The sequence below is a fragment of the Streptomyces sp. NPDC030862 genome (assembly GCF_055571835.1).
This window is the reverse complement of the sequence record NZ_JBVIEN010000007.1, coordinates 458453-476928: the sequence shown is the minus strand read 5'-3', so window position 1 is coordinate 476928 and position 18476 is coordinate 458453. Positions and strand designations below refer to the sequence as shown.

17 protein-coding genes are annotated in these 18476 nt (G+C 73.8%); 6 read left to right on the top strand and 11 right to left on the bottom strand.

Features of this window, described 5'->3' with window-relative positions; all coding sequences use genetic code 11:
* The first annotated feature begins 357 nt into the window (after nt 1–357).
* Complete coding sequence (locus tag ACZ42X_RS21500; protein ID WP_468292448.1) at nt 358–792, top strand: glutamate synthase central domain-containing protein; 435 nt, start codon at nt 358–360, stop codon at nt 790–792.
* Between the two features lie 15 nt (nt 793–807).
* Here the strand turns inward: ACZ42X_RS21500 and ACZ42X_RS21495 are convergent, their stop codons facing one another.
* Nucleotides 808–957 carry a hypothetical protein gene (locus tag ACZ42X_RS21495; protein WP_468292324.1) on the bottom strand — a complete coding sequence of 50 codons (150 nt, stop codon included), beginning with the start codon at nt 955–957 and terminating at the stop codon, nt 808–810.
* Between the two features lie 47 nt (nt 958–1004).
* Nucleotides 1005–2240: an MFS transporter gene (locus tag ACZ42X_RS21490; protein WP_468292321.1), complete on the bottom strand. Its 1236-nt coding sequence runs from the start codon at nt 2238–2240 to the stop codon at nt 1005–1007.
* A gap of 419 nt (nt 2241–2659) precedes the next feature.
* On the opposite strand from ACZ42X_RS21490, the gene ACZ42X_RS21485 reads away from it, so the two are divergent.
* Complete coding sequence (locus ACZ42X_RS21485) at nt 2660–3388, top strand: SDR family oxidoreductase (RefSeq protein ID WP_468292317.1); 729 nt, start codon at nt 2660–2662, stop codon at nt 3386–3388.
* Nucleotides 3389–3462: 74 nt separating this feature from the next.
* Here ACZ42X_RS21485 and ACZ42X_RS21480 read toward each other — a convergent pair whose 3' ends face one another.
* The 4 genes from ACZ42X_RS21480 to ACZ42X_RS21465 form a co-directional block, all read right to left on the bottom strand.
* Nucleotides 3463–4494, bottom strand: coding sequence for a DNA topoisomerase IB (locus ACZ42X_RS21480; protein WP_468292314.1), 1032 nt, complete (start codon nt 4492–4494; stop codon nt 3463–3465).
* Nucleotides 4495–4588: 94 nt separating this feature from the next.
* Nucleotides 4589–4927 (bottom strand): DUF3140 domain-containing protein, encoded by a 339-nt coding sequence (locus ACZ42X_RS21475; RefSeq protein WP_468292311.1) that lies wholly within the window; start codon nt 4925–4927, stop codon nt 4589–4591.
* 80 nt (nt 4928–5007) lie between these two features.
* Nucleotides 5008–7428 (bottom strand): SpoIIE family protein phosphatase, encoded by a 2421-nt coding sequence (locus ACZ42X_RS21470; RefSeq protein WP_468292308.1) that lies wholly within the window; start codon nt 7426–7428, stop codon nt 5008–5010.
* Nucleotides 7429–7599: 171 nt separating this feature from the next.
* Entirely contained in the window at nt 7600–10608 is a 3009-nt protein-coding gene (locus ACZ42X_RS21465) for a SpoIIE family protein phosphatase (protein WP_468292306.1), read from the bottom strand.
* A gap of 201 nt (nt 10609–10809) precedes the next feature.
* Here ACZ42X_RS21465 and ACZ42X_RS21460 point away from each other — a divergent pair, with 201 nt between their 5' ends.
* The gene (locus ACZ42X_RS21460; protein ID WP_468292303.1) at nt 10810–11850 is read left to right on the top strand and encodes a MurR/RpiR family transcriptional regulator; all 1041 of its coding nucleotides are present in this window, start codon (nt 10810–10812) and stop codon (nt 11848–11850) included.
* A 306-nt stretch (nt 11851–12156) separates the two neighbouring features.
* On the opposite strand, the gene ACZ42X_RS21455 is transcribed toward ACZ42X_RS21460, so the two are convergent.
* Nucleotides 12157–12384 (bottom strand): DUF5133 domain-containing protein, encoded by a 228-nt coding sequence (locus ACZ42X_RS21455; RefSeq protein ID WP_361423500.1) that lies wholly within the window; start codon nt 12382–12384, stop codon nt 12157–12159.
* 241 nt (nt 12385–12625) lie between these two features.
* Here ACZ42X_RS21455 and ACZ42X_RS21450 point away from each other — a divergent pair, with 241 nt between their 5' ends.
* The 3 genes from ACZ42X_RS21450 to ACZ42X_RS21440 all read left to right on the top strand — a co-directional run bounded on the left by ACZ42X_RS21450 (nt 12626) and on the right by ACZ42X_RS21440 (nt 14569).
* Entirely contained in the window at nt 12626–12817 is a 192-nt protein-coding gene (locus tag ACZ42X_RS21450; protein ID WP_361423497.1) for a DUF2795 domain-containing protein, read from the top strand.
* A 316-nt stretch (nt 12818–13133) separates the two neighbouring features.
* Nucleotides 13134–14069, top strand: coding sequence for a glycosyltransferase family 2 protein (locus ACZ42X_RS21445; protein ID WP_468292300.1), 936 nt, complete (start codon nt 13134–13136; stop codon nt 14067–14069).
* Nucleotides 14066–14569 carry a GtrA family protein gene (locus ACZ42X_RS21440; RefSeq protein ID WP_468292297.1) on the top strand — a complete coding sequence of 168 codons (504 nt, stop codon included), beginning with the start codon at nt 14066–14068 and terminating at the stop codon, nt 14567–14569. The genes ACZ42X_RS21445 and ACZ42X_RS21440 overlap by 4 nt, the downstream gene beginning before the upstream one ends.
* Here the strand turns inward: ACZ42X_RS21440 and ACZ42X_RS21435 are convergent.
* The 4 genes from ACZ42X_RS21435 to ACZ42X_RS21420 all read right to left on the bottom strand — a co-directional run bounded on the left by ACZ42X_RS21435 (nt 14544) and on the right by ACZ42X_RS21420 (nt 18475).
* Nucleotides 14544–16097, bottom strand: a complete 1554-nt coding sequence (locus ACZ42X_RS21435; protein ID WP_468292294.1) for a DUF6056 family protein — start codon at nt 16095–16097, stop codon at nt 14544–14546. The genes ACZ42X_RS21440 and ACZ42X_RS21435 overlap by 26 nt on opposite strands.
* A 112-nt stretch (nt 16098–16209) precedes the next feature.
* Entirely contained in the window at nt 16210–17055 is an 846-nt protein-coding gene (locus ACZ42X_RS21430; protein WP_468292291.1) for an ATP-grasp domain-containing protein, read from the bottom strand.
* Nucleotides 17056–17090: 35 nt separating this feature from the next.
* Nucleotides 17091–17816, bottom strand: a complete 726-nt coding sequence (locus tag ACZ42X_RS21425; protein ID WP_468292288.1) for a class I SAM-dependent methyltransferase — start codon at nt 17814–17816, stop codon at nt 17091–17093.
* Nucleotides 17817–17872: 56 nt separating this feature from the next.
* Nucleotides 17873–18475: an NADPH-dependent FMN reductase gene (locus ACZ42X_RS21420; RefSeq protein ID WP_468292285.1), complete on the bottom strand. Its 603-nt coding sequence runs from the start codon at nt 18473–18475 to the stop codon at nt 17873–17875.
* Nucleotide 18476 lies beyond the last annotated feature (1 nt).

Sequence of the window (18476 nt, the reverse complement as noted above, 5' to 3'; positions counted from 1 at the left end):
GGCGGCCGCCGGGGCGGAACAGAAACTCTCCACCGTGAGCGGGAAAGTCGGCGCTGAGGAGCGCGACGAGTCCTGCGTCGTCGCGGGCGACGATGACGGAGGCGTCCGGTGCGCTGGTGTCTGTGCTGCGGGTGCTCATGGGGCGCGAGCGTAGGGCTCAGCCGCGCACCATGACGGTGAACGGGACGTTCATGACGCCCGGGTGGGCGACGCGGCATCCGTGATAGCCGTGGTCGGCGCACTCGCGCGCCGGCCGGACTGACGCCCCCGCGGGCCTGCTCCGCGCCGTCGGCGCGAGCCACCGTCCAGTCGCGTTGGCCGCCCGTCTCGCTGATGAACTAGGGTGCGGGCGTGGACATGCGGACGGCCATCGAGGACCTGGCGGAGGAAGCCGAACGGCTGATCCGCGACGGAGCGTGGGTCGTTTCCCTCGCTGACCAGAACATCGCCGCGAAGGCCGCCGCCGACCTGCAAGCAGCCATCGGCACTTCGCAGTTCCAAGAGAGCCTTCCCGCCGTGGACCGGCTGGAACGTCTGCGGGAAGCGCTCGCCGCCCTGGCCATCGCCCTCGCCCACGTTCACGGACGCCTGGCCTGGTTCATCGGCGCAGCCGCCACGGCATTCACGCCCGTCCTGCACTGGCGCGCCCTGCCCGCCGACGACGGCTCCACCTTTGGTGCCGTCCCGGCGACCCTCCAGCAGTACGCGGAAGCCGAAGAGGCAGCCCGTCGGCTCCAGCGCACCCTCGCCAGCATCACGGCCGCCCAACGCTCCGCCGACCGGGAACCATGACCGCCCGGAAGGGACCTAGGCGTCGGTGGCCGTGCGCAGGCTCATTGCGTGGATCTCGTCGCCGTCCTCGAACAGCGTCACCCGCTCGACGCCACCGGCACCCAGCTCGCCGACAGCGCAGGTGATCTGCTCCGCTGTGCCCTCGCAGGGCGAGGTGACCGTCACGCGTAGGACGCGAGGTCGGCCGCCCCGGCGGCCGCGTACTCGCGGCGCTACGCCGCCGTGCTCAGGGCCGGGCGGGACGTGAGGGTCTCCGTGTGGACCAGTACCGGCGCGGGTGTGCGGCGGCGGTGCAGGAAGTGGCCCGTGGCGATGGCCGCCGTGATGAGGAGGCCGCCCGTCACCAGGGCACCGCGGGCGCCGGCGAGCTCCATGAGGAGGCCGAGGGCCGGCGGGGCGAGGAGGGACCACACGGTGCGGATGCTGTTCCAGACGCCGAGCACGCGGCCCCGCATGTGGGCGGGCGGGTCGGTCTGGAGGACGGTCGTACCGGCGGTGTCGGAGATCGACTCGACGACGGCCATCGGCAGGACGAGCACCAGGAGGACGGCGAGGGAGGGCGAGAGCCCGGCCAGGACCTGGAGGAGGGCGCCCGCCGTGGCCATGAGGCCGACGAGGCGGACCGACGGCTTGCGCAGCCGCGCACCGAGGACCGCGCCGACGATGCCGCCGACGGCCAGGACCGTGGAGACCGTGCCGAAGGCCCCGGCTCCGCCGGCGAGCGGGCCGGTGACCAGGACGGCGAGGGTGAGCCCGTAGTTGCGGCCGAAGATCGCGCTGATGCCGCTGATGCCGGCGAGGGCGACCAGCCGCGGGCGGCGCGCGAAGAAGGCGAGGCCCTCGCGTGCCGTCATGTCGTCGCGCGGCTCGCGGACGGCCGGCGCCGCGGCGGCGGGCGTGGCCTTGACCGGCCGCAGGAAGGGGATGACCGCGGCGACGAAGAGGAAGGACACGCCGTTCGCGGCGTACGCGGCGGCCGTGCCGAAGACGCCGACGGCGAGCCCCGCGAGGCCCGCGCCCGCGAGGCGGCCCGCGTTGTGGACGAGGGAGCCGACGCCGATCGCCGAGGGAACGTCCTCCGGGCGGACGAGGTCGTTGCCGAGCAGGGAGCACGCGGGGCCGTCGACGGTGGCGATGAGGCCGGTCACGGCGGCCAGCGCCATCAGGACGCCCACGTTGAGCTGGTCGAACGCGACGAGGAACGCCGTCACGAACGCGACCGCGCCCAGCAGGGCCTGGCTGACGGCGGCGGTCAGCTTCCGGGGCCAGCGGTCGACGGCGGCGCCGCCCGCGAGGCTCATCAGCAGGCCGGGCGCGGCCTGGACGGAGAGGGACAGGCCCGTCGCGGCGGCGGAACCGGTGATCTGGAGGACCAGCAGGTTCTGGACGGTGAGCTGCATCCACGTACCGGCGTTCGAGACGAAGTTCGCCACGGACCACCAGCGCATGCTGCGGTACGTGAGCGAACGCCAGGGGGAACGGTCGGCAGGGGCGGCGGAAGGCGTGGCGGAAGACGCGGAGGAAGAAGGCACAGGAGAGCTACTCGGTGACGAGCCGGTGGACTCGGATGGCGGAATCGGCGGAAGAGAACGACGCGTGCTGCTCTGCACGGCCGGTCCACCGGATCTGTCTGCTGCTGCGCACCTCGTCAGAGGCGGCTCCACAGCGTGGACCATGGTGGCAGAAGTGCTGGTGGGACGCGGGGGCCTCCCGGCGCGCCCGGGGGCGTCAGCGCCCGCTGATATACGCGCTGACCTGGGCTTACGGCACTTCTGGTGTGCTTGCTCACAGTGACCGTCCGGCATGCCGAGCGTAGTGGCGCAGGCCACAGTGGAGGGAGCAGGACTCGGCAGGAGGAGGCACGGACATGGGCAGGGTCGACCTTCGGGGCAAGCAGGCGCTGGTGACGGGCGGCGCGCGGGGGCTGGGTGCCGCGATCACCCGGAAGCTGGCGGGGGCGGGCGCGTCCGTCCTGATCGCGGACGTCCGCAAGGAGCAGGCCCGCGAGCTGTGCGAGGAGCTGGAGGGCGCCGCCCGGTTCGTGGAGCTGGACGTACGCGACGCGCGGGCGGTCGCGGAGGTGTTCACGGAGCTGGAGGCGGACGGCGGGCGGGTGGACGTGCTGGTGAACAACGCCGCCGTGGACGTCTCCAAGCCGATCGAGCACCTGACGGCCGACGAGGTGACCCGGGTGGTGACCACCAACCTGCTGGGCCCGATGTACCTGTGCCTGGAGACCTACCGCCGCATGGTCGCCCAGGGCGGCGGCCACATCGTCAACATCCTGTCGACGGCGTCGAACCGCACCTGGACGGAGGCGGGCCCGTACTCGGCGGCGAAGACGGGGCTGCGGGCGTTCACGCACACCCTGTTCAAGGAGGCACAGCGGGACTGCCCGGGCATCGGGGTCACCGGGATCATCGCGGGCGGCATGGAGACGCAGTTCATCCTGGAACGCTTCCCGGACGCGGACGTGTCGCTGCTCCAGAGCCCGGACATCGTGGCGGACACGGTGCTGTACGCCCTGTCGGTGCCGGAGACGAGTGCCGTCTCCGAGCTGGTGGTGGTGCCGCGCAAGGAGCCGTCCTGGCCGTGAGCCGACCCGGCGCGGAGCCGACCCGGCGCGGAGCCGACCTGGCCGTGAGGCCTGGTGGGCCGTTCCGGTCGTGATCAGGCCGGCGGCGCCTGCCCGGTCCGCAGCATCCGCAGGACGGCCCGCTCGGCGGTGCCCTGGGTGGCGGGGATGCCGTACGTGGTCTCGTCGCCGAGGTGCGGCAGCGCCGCGGCGACCGTGATCCCCTCCTCGTACAGCTCGATCACGCGCGGGTTGATGTAGGACGCGCGGCAGACGGCGGGGGTGTTGCCGAGGTACGCGGAGACCTCACGCGCCGCGCGGGCGATGGCGCGGCGGCGGGCGGTCTCGCTGCGGGCGACGGGCTGGGAGACGGCGAGCGCGATGGCGGCCATGACGGTGGCGTGCCAGGTGCGGAAGTCCTTGGCGGTGATCTCCAGCCCGGCCAGTTCCCTCAGGTAGGCGTTGACGTCGGCGCCGGTCACCTCACGCCAGGCGGGGCGTTCCCAGTAGGCGAAGAGCCGGTCGCCACCGCCGCGCCGGCGCATCAGGGCGGTCAGGCTGCGGCAGGTGGCGGGGTCGGCGACGGTCTGGATGAGCTCGCGGCCGTGTTTGCCGGGGTAGGTGAAGACGACCGCGCCGCTCTGGCAGCGGGAGTGCTCGCGCAGCAGGGTGGTCAGGCCGTAGCTGTTGTTGAGTTCGACGTAGCGGTCGCTGCCGATGCGGAAGAAGCCGAGGTCGAGCAGGCGGACGGCGGTGGCGAGGACCCGCTGCCGGGTGAGCCCGCGGTCCCCCAGGTGGCCCTCGACGGCCTCGCGTACGGCGGGCAGGGCTTCGGCCACGTCGAGGACGTGGTCGTGTTTGGCCTGCTCCTGCTCGGCACGGAACTGGGGGTGGTACAGGTATTGGCGGCGGCCCGCGGCGTCGGTGCCGACGGCCTGGAGGTGGCCGTTGGGGCGGGCGCAGATCCACACGTCCCGCCAGGCGGGCGGGATGACGAGCGCCTTGATCCGGGCCAGTTCGGCGGGGTCGCGCAGCGGGGCGCCGTGGGCGTCGAGGTAGCGGAAACCGCGCCCGTGGCGGACGCGGGTGTAGCCGGGGTCGGTGGGCCTGCTGTGGCGGAGACGCAAGGCACCTCCTCGGACGCCGCCGAAGGATCCGCGGGCGCCGGTGTGGGGTTGGGGGGTCGAGGGGGTGTGGGGTGGCGGGGCCGGGGGGCGGGTCCTACACGGGCTTCAGCGGGTCGTGGCCGATGTCCATCAGGCCGTGGCGCCATCCCTCACCGCCGGCCGTGGGCTCCATGTCCGGGCCGCGCTGGGAGCGGACGACCTCGCAGACCCGCCGCATGACCTCGACATCGTCCTCGGTGAGGTCGGTACGCCGCTTGCCGAGGATCTCCAGGACCCGCCGGCCCATGGCCTTCCCCGACTGGTCGGGCACGACCTCGGTCTCCTCGCCGGCCGATGCGACGTTCAGCCACTCCTGCAGCTCGCGCGAGGTCATGTTCACGACGGTGTGGAACTCCTCCCACAGTTCCGCACTGATCTGATCGGACGCTGCCATGACGTGCCTCCTGGCGTTCCTCCCGACATCGCGGACGACTCCCGGGTTTCCGGCGCCGACCGGACACAAACGTCACCGCGTCACGGCGGGAGCGTCTGCTCGGCCCAGATCGTCTTGCCCGTGGCGGTGTAGCGGGTCCCCCACTGCTGGCTCATCTGGGCGACGAGGAAGAGGCCGCGCCCGCCCTCGTCCTCGCTGCCGGCCCGGCGCAGGTGGGGCGAGGTGTGCCCGGTGTCGGAGACCTCGCAGATGAGGGTGCGGTCGCGGATGAGGCGCAGCTGGACGGGCCCGGCGGCGTACCGGATGGCGTTGGTGACGAGTTCGCTGACGACCAGCTCGGTACTGAAGGCGACGTCGCCGTCGTAGCCCCAGGCCCCGAGCTGGCCGGTGGCCAGGGCCCGGGCGCGGCCCACCATCTCGGGGCTGTCGGCCAGCTCCCAGGTGGCGACCTGGTGGGTGTCGAGGAGGTGGGTGCGTACGAGGAGGAGGGCGGCGTCGTCGTCGACGGGGCCGGGCAGCAGCGTGGCGACGGCCCGGTCGCACAGGTCCTCCAGCGGGCGGCGGTGGTCGGCGAGGACGGTGCGCAGGGCGCCGAGCTCGATGTCGCGGTCCCGTTCGCGGCCCTGGACGAGGCCGTCGGTGAAGAGGGCGAGGAGGGACCCTTCGGGGAGGGTGAACTCCGCGCCCTCGAAGGGCAGGCCGCCGAGGCCGAGGGGCGGCCCGGCGGGCAGGTCGGGATAGGTGACGGTGCCGGTGGTGGGGTCGACGAGGGCGGGCAGCGGGTGGCCGGCGCGGGCCATGCTGCACCGTCCGGTGACCGGGTCGTAGACGGCGTACAGGCAGGTGACGCCGAGGGCGGCGTCGTCGGGCGCCTCCTCGCGGCCGTGCGGGACGGCCATCTGTTCGTGGGCGCTCTGGGTGATGAGGTCGTCCAGCCGGGTGAGGAGCTCGTCGGGCGGGAGGTCCAGCTGGGCGAGGACGCGGACGCTGGTGCGCAGCCGGCCCATGGTGGCGGCGGCGCGCAGCCCGTGGCCGACGACGTCGCCGACCACGAGCCCGACGCGCTTGCCGGAGAGGGAGATGACGTCGAACCAGTCGCCGCCGACGCCCGCCTTGATGTCGGCGGGCAGGTAGCGGTAGGCGAGCTCCACTCCGGTGAGCCGGGGCAGGCTGCGGGGCAGCAGGCTGCGCTGGAGCATGAGCGCGGCGGTGTGCTCGCGGGTGTAGCGGCGGGCGTTGTCGATGCAGACGGCGGCGCGGGCGACGAGTTCGTCGGCGACGGGCAGGTCGGCCGCGCCGAACGGGTCGGGGTGGCGGTCCCGGGTGAAGGTGACGACGCCGAGGGGGACGCCCTCGGTGCGGAGCGGTACGACGAGCCGGGAGGCGGCGGGGTCCGCGTCCGGCGGGGTGTCGAGGACGGGGCGGCCGGTGGCCAGGCAGCGCGCCTGGGGCGAGTCGGGCGGGTAGTCGACCGGGTGGCGTGCCCCCGGCGAGGGCGGGGGTGTGCCGTCGACGGGGCCGCCCCAGACGCGGACGACTCGCCGGGCGGGCGCGGTGCCGGGGCTGGGGTGGTCGCCTTCGAGGACGGCGTCGAGGAGGTCGACGGTGACGGCGTCGGCGAACTGCGGGACGGTCACCGCGGACAGCTCCTGCGCCGTGTGGACCATGTCGAGGGTGGTGCCGACGCGGCCTCCGGCGCGTACGAGCAGGTCGAGGCGCTGCTGGGCGAGGTAGCGGTCGGTGATGTCGACGGTCTCCTCGCACACCCCGAGGGTGGCGCCGGTCGCGTCCTGGAGGCGGTAGTACGAGCACGACCACACGTGGTCGTGGAGGGGGTCGACGGGCGGGCGGCCGCGGTAGTGGAGCTCTATGACGGGCTCTCCGGTGCCGAGGACCCGCCGCATGGTCTCCTCCAGCGTGGGCGGGTAGCCCAGGGAGAGGATCTCGCCGTCGGCGACCATGTCGTCGGGGCGCAGGCCCGCGTACTGGGCGGTGCCCATCTCCTTGAACAGGGCGTGGTTCGTCCAGACGACCCTCAGGTCGGTGTCGTAGATGGCCAGGCCGACGGGCGACTGGGTGGCGAGGCCGCGCAGCATCGACTGGAGGGCCTCCCAGTGCTCGGTCTCGTCGGCGTCGGCCAGCGCGAGGAGCCGGGCGGGGCCGGTGTCGGCGCCCGGGCCCTCGGTCGTGTGGAACAGCGGGAGGGTCGCGGTGGTCACGCGGATGATGCGGCCGTCGTAGTGGCGCATGTGCAGGATCTGGCGGCGTGCCTCGGAGGCGCCGGGCAGCCGCGCGGCCATCCGGTACGCCCCGGCGCGGTCCACGACGAGATTGCCGATGGGGCGGCCCACCGCTTCCCGGGCCGGGTGGCCCAGCAGCGCCTGGGCCGCCGGGCTCCAGCCGACGACCGTGCCGTCGGCGTCCAGGACGGCGGTCGCCGCTCTCGTCACGTCGAGGGGGCCCCGGAAGTCGGCACCCTCGGCTGCGTTCACCGCGCTCATGGCACCTGCCTTCGTCGTCTCCTCATGCTCGCCCGGCCCCGGGGAGCGCACAACCGCGCTCACTCCACACGGGGCTCGGCCCGGCTCTCCGACGGCCCTCGTCGCCTGGTGGGCCCGTCTCCGGCCGGCCGCGCCGTCCCTGCCCCCGGCGGAGTGAGCGCCGGAAGAGGCCTATGTGCGGGAGGCCAGGAGGAGGGCGATGTCGTCGGGGCGGTCGGCGGCCGTCGTCGCCTCGCGGACGAGCCGGTCCGCCACGTCGGCCAGCGAGCCGGTGGAGACCGACGCGAGGGCGCCGCAGAGGCGCTCGATGCCGAGGTCGATGTCGGTGCCGGGCTGCTCCACCAGCCCGTCGGTGAAAAGCGCGAGGACCGCTCCCGGTGGCAGGCGCAGTTCGGTCACCGGGTACGTGGCGTCCGGGGCGACACCGAGGACGACGCCACCGGGCAGGTCGAGGACCTCGACCCGGCCGTCGGGGTGGCGCAGCAGCGGCTGCGGGTGTCCGGCCCGTACGGCGCGGGCGGCGCCGGTCTCCGGGTCGAGGTCGACGTAGCAGCAGGTGGCGAACTGACCGGGGTCGAGGTCGATGAGGAGCCGGTTGGTGCCGCTCATGATCTCCTGCGGGTCGTGCCCGCTGAGCGCGAAGGCGCGTACGGCGCTGCGCAGTTGGCCCATGGTCGCGGCGGCGGCGACCCCGTGGCCCTGGACGTCGCCGATCACGAGCGCGACGCTCCGGCCGGTCTCGGTCACGTCGTACCAGTCGCCGCCGACCTCCATGCCCTGGGTGCCGGGCAGGTAGCGCGCGGTGATCTCGACGTTCCGCAGCCGCGGCAGGCGGTGCGGCAGCAGGGCGCCCTGGAGGCCGCGGGCGAGTGCCGCCTCGGAGTCGTAGCGCTGGGCCCGCTTGAGGGCCTGGGCGATGAGGCCCGCGAGCGCCGTGAGGACCGTGCGCTCCTCGGGGCTGAAGCCGCGGGGCTGGTCGAACCCGAGGATGCAGGAGCCGATGGGCCGGCCGGAGGCGATCAGCGGCAGGAAGGCGCGGGCGCCGACGTGGGCGTCGAGGGGGATGCCGGGGTAGGCGTGGGCCAGGCGCTGCATCGACTCGAAGAAGAGGGGCCGCCCGGAGGTGAGGGTCTCCACGCCGGGCAGCCGCGCGTCGAGGCCGACGCCGTCGAACCGGTCGAGGAAGCCCTGCGGGAAGCCCGTCTCCCAGGCCAGGTGGAGATGGCGCTCGCCCAGGAGGTAGATCGCGAGCTGGCGGCCGCCGAAGGCCGGCAGCAGTTCCTCGGTGACCACGGCGGAGACCTGGCGGATGGTGACGGCCTCGGTCAGCGCGATGGCGAGGGCGACCGGGCGGTAGAGGACGGAGGCCCGGTCGGCCGGCGAACCGAGCCCGGCGCCCAGGGCCCCGCCCGCGCCGCCCAGGCCCGCGCCCAGACCGGCGCCCGGCGCGGTGACGGAGCCCGGGGTGTACACGGGCTGCTCCTCGGCGGTGAGGGTGATCGTCAGTCCGTCGTGCCCGGGGTGGAGGGAGACCGCCAGCCAGCGGTCCGGGGCACGGTGGGCCATGAAATGTACGGGCTCGTCCGACAGGAGCGCGGCCCGGAAGTGGTCCTCGTGCGCGGGCTGCCCCAGCCACGCCACCTCCTCCCACAGGACCCGTCCGACCAGCCGGCCGTGGTCCAGGCCGAGCAGGGTCTCGGCGGTGCGGCTTGCGTAGGTGACCCGGCCGAGCCTGTCGACGGCGAGCATGCCCCGGGGCAGCCGGTCGGCCGCCGCGGCGACGAGCGGTCCGGTGCCGGCGTCGACCAGGGTGCCGGAGAGGCGGCGGCCGCCCGCCGGGCCGCCGTGGGCGGACAGCTCCAGGAGGCAGGGCCGCCCGTCGGGTCCGCGCAGCCAGATGCCACGGGTCGCGGGTCCTGGCCGCTCCCCCGCGTTCCCGGTCTCCGCCGCGTCCCCCGTCTCTCCCCTCTCCCCCGTCGTCTCTCCCCTCTCCGCCGTCTCTCCAGTCTCTCCGGTCTCCGCCGTGTGTGCCGTCTCCGCCGTGTGTGCCGGCCCTGCTGTCTCCGCCGTCTGTGCCGTCGCCGTCTCTCCCGTCGTCGCCGTCTCTCCCGTCGTCGCCGTCTCTCCCCTCTCGGCCCTGTGTGCCGCCTCCGCCGGCCCTGCCGTCTGTGCCGTCCCTGTCATCTGTGCCGCGAGCGCCCACAGTCCGTACGCGTCCTCCGGCGACAGCCGTCCCGCCAGGGCCTCGATGGTGCCGGGGAAGCCGTCGGGTCCCTCGCCGCCCAGGAGGGAGCGCAGCCCAGCGTCGGCCGTGACGGCTCCGCTGCCGATGTCCCAGTCGAGCCGGCCGACGCGCACCGGTGCCGTCGTGCCCGTGGGCGGCTGTACGCAGACGGGCTCGTGGTCCCACGCGACGTCGGCGCCCCGCCGCGCGAGGTCCGCGAGGCGGGCGCCGAGGCGCCGCGCGACGCTTTCGGTGCGGTGGCGGTCGGCCGCGTCGACGGGGCGCCCCGGTGTGGCGGCGCGCAGCACCACCAGCACCCCGAACTTCTCGCGGCCGGAGGCGACGGGCGCGTACAGCGACCCGAAGGGGAACGGCAGCCCCGCCATCAGCTGCGGGAAGCGGCGCATGGCGTCCTCGGCGTCGGAGAGGGCGACGGTCCGGCAGGAGCGGTACGCCTCGGCGATGGGGAAGGGCCGGTTCACGTGCATGCGCCACCAGGGCCGGAAGAGCGGGCCCGGCAGCCCGCACAGCACCGCGAGCCGCAGCAGCCCGGCCGTCCGCGAGCGCAGATAGACGGCGCCGGCGTACCCGCCGGCGGCCTCGACGGCTCCGACGACGGCCTGCGCGGCGACCAGGGACGGCTCGTCGACGGGCCGCCCGGTGGCCGCGGGCCCGGCGCCCCGGCCGCGTCCCGCGTCGGCCGTCCACCCGCCGCCCGGCCCGCCGGATGCGCGGCCGCTCCCGGTCGTGTCCTCGACTCCGCCCGCGTGCCCGCCGCCAGCGGCCGGTGCACCGCCCGGCCGCGCCTCCGCGCCGGCCGGGCGGTGCGCGGGGCGCGGGGCCGGGCCGCCGGTCTCGGGGGCGCGCAGCCGGGGCGGGGCGTCCGGCGGCGGGGCGGGGGCTTCCCCGTCGGGCCGGAGCCGGGAGCCGGGCTCGCCGTGCGGGCCGTCTGCCATCGTCGTCCCACCTCTCAGCGGGAGCCGGCCCGCGGGGTCACGGCGCCGCGACCCCGCGCCGTACCGGGGGGACACACGGGACACCCCCAGGATGCTCCCGCCGGGCCCGGTCGCGCACATCGGTGGGCGCTCCGGCGGCCGGAGGCCGTCGAGGGAGGTGAAGTATGTTGAGGACGATCGGGACTGGAAGGAGGCACGCCGGTGCCATCAGGGCAGCAGGCACGCGCACAGGCGGCCGCGATCAGGCCGGGGCGGCGACCCTCCGGTGGCCGGAAGGGCCCGGCCGAGGCGGCCCAGCCGGGCGGGTCGGCGACGCCGTCCGGGCCGGGCGAGCCGGCGGAACCGGCCGAGCCGGACCGGCGGGACGCGCGGCCGGAACGGGACGAGCGGCAGGCGCCCTCGGACCGGGTGCTGGCGCTCTTCGGCGGCCACCGCCTCTCCCCCGCCCAGCGGCGCATCGCCCAGTACATGATCGACCACCTCACCGAGGCCGCGTTCCTGTCGATCACGGATCTCGCGGAGCGGGTCGGGGTCAGCCAGCCGTCGGTGACCCGGTTCGCCACATCCCTCGGCTACAGCGGGTTCCCGGCGCTGCGCGAGGCGCTGCAGCCCATCGCCCTGGGCGCGGTCGCCGGGGTGCCGGACACCGGCGACGAGGTCCGGCGCAACGAGCTGCAGGCGGCCATCGACGCGGAGATCGAGAACCTGGAGGCGCTGCGCCGTGCGGTGGCGGACCCGGGCCAGATCCTCGACGTCGGCCGGGAGCTGGCCGGATCCGTACCGCTGACGGTGTTGGGCCTGCGCATCTCGGTGTCGCTGGCGGAGTACTTCGCGTACGCGGCGCGGCGCATCCACCCCGACGTCCGCCTGGTGACCCGGGGCGGCAGCGTCGCCTATGACGCGCTGCTGCAGTCCAAGGAGGCGGGTGGCACCTGGGTGCTGGCGTTCGCGATGCCGCGGCACGCCAAGGAGACGCTGGCCGCCATGCGGGCGGCGCGCCGGACGGGGCTGCGGATCGCGCTGATCACGGACCTGACGCTGGGGCCGCTGGTCGACGAGGCGGAGGTGACGCTGACCGCCGGGACCGGATCACGCCTCGTCTTCGATTCGTACGCGGCGCCCGGGGTGGTCGCGGCGTCCGTGCTCCAGGCGATGGCCGACGCGCATCCGGAGCGGACGCAATTGCGGCTGGAAGGGTACGAACAGGCCGCCGAACAGCACAGTTTCTTCCTGGACGACTGACCCCCGCCGACGTCCGACGGACGCCTCGCCGGGGGTGTTTTCACGCCACCGGCTCGCATGAAATTTTTCATGCACTTGCTTACTCGACGGTAAATATATTTACTTCTCGAACGGCCGGGACCGAGCACGTCGGTCATCCGGTACACCCCTCTCAAGGCCTCTGACAGGGCCTTGGGCCGGACACCCTCGATCGGCGCTCCCTCCTCGCGCCGGTCCCGCGGTGTCCCGCCGGGCACTCCGTCTCCCCTCGGATGCCCGTGGCGGCCCCGGTCAACCCCTGGACCGGGGCCGCCTCAATTCGGCCGGTCAGGTACTTGCGGCCGTGGCACTTGCGGCTGTGGCGGCGAGCCTGGCGCGGGCCGCGGCCAGCGCCTGGTCGAGCTGCCGGGTGCCGGTCGTCACGCAGAGCGTGTACGTCACGTCGTCGAGCCGGCGTTTGAGGTCGGGGGCGATCGACAGCCCCTGAGCGGCGGCACACAGGGATTCGTAACGGGCGACGAGCTCCTGAAGCACCGCGGGATGCGCCAACAGCATGAACGTACCTGCCTTTCCACGCCACACAGCACACAGAGGGAGGGATGCCGATGCCGGCCTCCCGAGGCCGGGTGCGCCAGTCCCGCGACCGGGACGCCATCCCCGCACTTGGATGTGCCCGCGCCGTCCGCTCCTCAACCGACATTGTGATGCAACCGTGACGGATCCGCGCAGCGTGGACACACAAGGCGATTGTCCGCTTTCCGGTGATGTTTCCCCTTTAGATGGGTATTCGTCGCACATGAACGTGAACCCCATCGAAATGCAGAAGGCCCTCGGCGGCGTGCACTACCCCGCGTCGAAGAAGGACATCGTCGGCACGGCGCAGAAGCACAAGGCCAGCCGGGAGGTCATGGACGCGCTGAAATCGCTGCCGGAGAAGGACTACGACTCGCCGGCCGCCATCAACAAGGAGGTGGGCAGGGAGTCCTGAACGGGCCTGAGCAAGGGAAGACCTCCGCCCCGCCGTCCCCGCCCCGCGGGGAGCGGGGCGGAGGCGTGCCCGGGTCGCCTCCACCGCCCTCACCCGAGTGGACGGCGTGGGGCGGTACGGGCAGTACGGCCGCGATCCACTGGACCCAGCGCGCGCCGAAGTCGCCCGCACGGCCAGGCAACCACGACGAGCCGGTTGTCATCTTCCCTGAACGGTGGGCACGGATCATGCGGCCCGCCGACCGCACACCGGTGCATGGAGTGAGTAGGTAATGGTCCATATTTCAATCGTCGTTCCGTGTTTCAACGAGAGTGAGGTGATCGACACCTTCCACACCGCGCTGGCCGCGGCTCTCGAACCCGCCGACGCCACCTTCGAGGTGTGTTACGTCGACGACGGAAGCGGCGACGAGACCCTGGACCGGCTGCGCGCGCTCGCGGCGACGGACCCCCGCGTGCGCTACACCTCCTTCAGCCGCAACTTCGGCAAGGAGTCCGCGATGCTCGCCGGCATGCGCATGTCGCGCGGCGACGCCGTCGTCCTCATGGACGCCGACCTCCAGCACCCGCCGGAGCTCGTCTCCCGCATGCTGGAGCTCCACCGGCACGGCTACGACCAGGTCATCGCGCAGCGCGACCGCACCGGCGAGGGCGCGGTGCGCAAGGCGTTCAGCCGCACCTACTACCGTCTGGTGCGCCGCTTCATGGACGTCGAGATCGCGGACGGCGCGGGCGACTTCCGCCTCCTGTCGCGGCGCGCGGTGGAGGCGATCCTCTCGCTGCCGGAGAGCAATCGTTTCTCCAAGGGGCTCTTCTCCTGGATCGGCTTCGACACCGTCAGCTTCACCTACCAGAACGTCGAGCGGGCCGCGGGCCAGTCCAAGTGGGGCGGCCGGCGCCTGCTCAACTACGGCATCGACGGCCTGCTCTCCTTCAACAGCCGCCCGCTGCGCCTGGCCATCCACACCGGTCTGTGGCTGTTCCTCTCGGCGTTCGCGTACGCGCTGTGGATCATCGCCAACGTCCTCCTGGACGGCGTCGACACCCCCGGTTACGCGACGCTCATCACCGCCATCGTGGCCCTCAGCGGCATCCAGCTCGCCACGCTCGGTGTCATCGGCGAGTACGTGGGGCGGATCTACCACGAGTCCAAGCGCCGGCCGCACTACGTCGTGCGGGAGACGAACGAGCCCGCCGCCGCGCGCGCCGCGGCCCCGCTGGAAACCGCCGGCCGCGCCCGGCAGGAGACGTGAAGCGGAGCACGGGCCACCCCAGGCGGCGCCGCTCGCCGAGCGGGCGCGGCGCCGCCCTGCGCCAGTTCGCCACCTTCGCCGCGATCGGGCTGGCCAACACGGCCGTCTACTACGCCGTGTACGCCACGCTGAACCTCTGGCTGCCCTACCTCGCGGCGCACGTCGTGGGGTACGCGGTCAGCGTCGTCGGCTCGTTCCTGCTCAACTCGTACGTCACGCTGCGTACGAAGCCCACCTGGCGGGCGTTCGCCCGCTACCCGCTCTCCGGCGCGGCGAACGTCGTGGGCAGCGGCGTCCTGCTGCACCTCGCCGTGAGCCGGCTCGGCATGGACGAGAACCTCGCGGCGCTCGCGGCGGGGGTCGCCGTCACCCCGCTCTCCTTCGTACTGGCCCGGTGGGCCATCACCTCCGGGGCGGCCGCGACCCGTCGGGCCGGGCGCCGGGCCGGGCCGCAGCCGCCACCGGAGGCCGGGGTCACGGAAGCCGCGGCGCGTAAGTGACCTTGTCGAGGTGGTAGTAGTCGGCGACGCACTGGGCGGGCCAGGTCTTGCGCCCGTGGTCGCCGAACGGCTCCAGCATCTTGCCGACCGACAGCGGTGTGTACGGGGCGGTCCTGGCGCCGTTCCCGGCCTGCTCGCGCAGGTAGCGGTCCTGGTGGTCCCACTTCTGCGCCCGCACCTTCATGTCGTGGCCCAGGTGGTACAGCGGCACGGCCATCCCCGCCACGGACACCGCGCAGACGGCGGCGGCCAGCGCCATCACCAGGCCGTTGCGGCCCGGGCCCCGGTGGGCCTCGCCGACGTCGCCGCCCTCGCCGCCGCGCAGGCGCAGCGCGCGGCCGATCAGCGCGCCGGCGCCGGCCAGCAGCAGGACGTACACCAGCAGGTAGTCGTTCCAGGTCCGCTCGGTGCGCACCACCCGCTCGCCGAAGGCGGGGTAGGTGATGACGGTGCACAGATAGCCGCAGGCGAGGAAGGTGAGCGCGCCGAGCGCGGTCAGCAGCAGCGGGCGGCACGGCATCAGGGCCGGCCGGTGACCCGCCCGGCGCCGGGCCAGCAGGCCCAGCAGCACGCCGGCCGCGACGACGCCCACGTACTCCCAGGTCGTCAGGATGGTCTCCAGGATGCGGACGTACGCGCGCAGCGAGGCGATCAGCGACTCGGGGGCGAGCATGGAGACGGTCTCGGCGTCGTAGCGCTGGCGGCGGTTGCGCGAGCCGGGCGAGGTCACGAGCAGGATCGTGCCGATGGCGACGCCCGCCATGCCGGTCAGCGCCCAGACGCGCACGTAGCGGCGGATCCGCTCGGCGAAGAGGAGCGGGGCGAACAGCACGGCCACCGCGAGGACCACCAGGGCGACGACCGACGCCTCCTCGGAGAGCGTGCCCATGAAGACGCCCGCCACCAGCACCACGGCGAGCGCGGCGATCCGGCTCCGGCGGCTCCCGGCGCCGTACCGCAGCAACGGCAGGGCGGCCGCCGCGGCCAGCACGGGGGCCAGCGTGTGCGACACGGAGGCGGCCGGCCAGTAGAAGGTCTTGTACGTGTTGGGCGTGGCGAAGAGGAAGGCCGCCGTGATCATCGAGGCGGCCAGCAGCGGCACGCCGCGCGGCGCGGTGCGGCCGGTGGCGCGCAGCGCGTACACGGTGACGGCCCACAGCAGGACCAGCATGAGGACGCCGCTGACCACGGCGTACCACTGGTGGCCGGCGACCGGGGCCTTGGCGTACACCCCGACGAGCAGGCCGTTGGCGATGCGCCCGTTGTCGGTGACGTAGAACTTCTCGACGAGGCCCCAGACGCCCCCGTCGCGTACGACGGGCAGGAAGCACCACTCGTCGGCGCTGGGGCGGACGTAGCGGCCGAGGTAGGAGGCGACGGCCAGCAGGCCGAGGGGCAGCAGCGCGAGGCCCGTCGCCCAGAGCGTGGTCCAGGGCCGGGGTGGTCTGCCTCCGTCCTTCTCCCGGCCCGGTCCCGGGCTGTCGCCCGGGTCGCCCGGGATGGTGACACTCGTTGCGCCGACGGACATGCTGTGTTCACTGCCTCTCGAAAAACTACTGGTGCGACACCCAAGAGGGGATTTCTCGCGGTGCCGTTTCCATTCGCCCGGACGGATTCGGGGAGCGCAACCTCAGGCGGGGTCAGACGGACGAGGTTGCGCCGAGGAGGCGGCGCAGGGACGCCGTCATCTCCGTGACGAAGGAGTCGCGCGTCTCCTCCCCGACGAGGTCGAGGGAGAGGTACGGATTGAGGTCCTCCAGCTCGACCAGGAGGAGGCCGCCGTCGGGGGCGCGGCAGGCGTCGACGCGCTGGATGCCGTGGTCGATGGCGTTCCAGTCGACGAACCGCTGGGCGAAGGCCAGGTCGGCGTCGGTGGGCTGGTACGGGACGAGCTCCCAGCGCCGGTCGGTGCGCGGCGCGTACAGGGCGTACTGGAAGGCGCGGTCGACGAAGTAGAACGACACCTCGTAGGCGAAGTCGACGCGCGGCTGGACGAGGATGTCGCCGTAGGCGAGGTGGGGCAGCCGCTCGCGGGGGACGAACTCCAGGCCGATGGAGTCCGCGCCGAGCCGGGGCTTGACCGCGTACGTGTCCGCCTCGGGCAGGCGGTGCAGGTCTTCGGGGCGGTCGGCGGTGGGGATGACGGGGTATCCGGCGGCGGTCAGGTCGAGGAGGTACCGCTTGCCGGCCATGTCGCCCTTGCCGGTGAGCTGGTTGTAGACGGGCACGCCCTCGGCGAGCGCGCGGGCGCGGAAGGCGTCGTACGCGTCCTGGTGGTGGAGGACGGGGCCGCTGTTGCGGACGACGACCGCGTCGAAGGCGCCCATGAGGGCGGCGGCGTCGCGCGGGTGGCACAGGGCGAGGTCGAAGGTCTCGCGGAGCCGGGAGGTCAGGAAGACGTCCTCGTCGCAGTAGCGTCGGCCGCGGGCCTGGTAGGCGAGGTCGGTGACGTACAGCAGACGGGGGCGGGGCACGGCGGCGGGCACGTTTCTCCTGGTCAGGTCGGGGTGGGGGACCCAACCTACCGGCGTGCGACCACCAGTCGGCAGCGGGGCGTCCCGTCGGCGCGGGTGCCGAGGGAGGGGAGCGCGGTCAGGCCGGTGGTGAAGCCGGCCCGGTCGAGGTCGCGCAGCACGTCGGGGAGGCGGAAGGTGCGGTAGTACATGACGAAGCGCGGCCGCCACAGCAGGTTGCGCACCCGCATCGCCAGGTCGAAGCCCCACAGCGCGAGGTAGGGCCGGGAGCCGACCGGTGGGGGCGCCGGGACCGGGAAGGCGAAGAGGCCGCCGGGGCGCAGCGCGGCGTACACCTCGCGGAAGAGGACGGGGCGCTCGCGGGGCAGGAAGTGTCCGAAGGCGCCGAAGCTCACGGCGAGGTCGAACGCCGGCCGGAACGGCAGCGCGCGGGCGTCGGCGCGCACCCAGCGCTGCCGGGGTCCGCCGGGGGTGTCCGGGTGGGCGGCGCGGGCCTGGGCGAGCATGCCGGCGCTGAAGTCGACGCCGGTGACCTGCTCCTCGCAGACCTCGCGCAGGACGCGTACGCCCGCGCCGGTGCCGCAGCAGACGTCGAGGCCCGTACGGAACGGCCCAAGCGGCCGCAGGGCGTCGGTGACCGCGTCGAGCAGCCGGTCGGAGGTGCGGAACGGCGTCTGGTCGAACTTCGGGGCCAGCAGGTCGTAGCCGTGCTCGGTGGAGGACAGCGCCTGGACGGCGAGTTCGCGGAGGGTCGGGCCCTGGGGTGTGAACATCGCCGTCCAGCGTATCCGCGCGCGGCGGTCGCGGGGTGGCGGTTACCGGGCGGCGCTCACCGGGCGGTGTAGGGGTGCTCGCGGCGGGCGTGGCGGAGGACCGAGCCCCACCAGTGGAGCTGGTCGAGCATCACCTTCGCGGCGGCGTCGTGCTCCTCGGGGTCCCTGAGGTTGCCGTCCTCGTCGAAGAGGAGGTAGTAGCGGGGGAAGCTGACGTAGTCGCGGACGGTGTGGGCGTGCAGTTCGCCGAAGACCTGGCGCAGCTGCTCGATGGCGAGGAGGCCGCCGCTGGCTCCGCTGTAGCCGACGAAGCCGATCGGCTTGGCCTGCCATTCGCTGTAGTGCCAGTCGATGGCGGCCTTGAGGGAGGCGGGGAAGCTGCGGTTGTAGTCGGGCGTGACGACGACCACGGCCTCCGCCTCCGCCAGCCTGCGGGTGAGGTCCGCCATGCCGGCCGGGCGGGGCATGTCGGGGTCCATCGCCGGCGGCACCGGCGGCAGCGCAAGCGGCAGTTCGACGTCGGCGAGGTCGATGACGTCGGCCTCGAACCCGCTGTGGAGCGCGGCCTGTTCGGCGAACCAGCGGGCGACGACGGGGCCGAAGCGGCCGTCCCGGACACTGCCGACGAGGACCGCGAGGCGAAGGGGCTGCGAAGACATG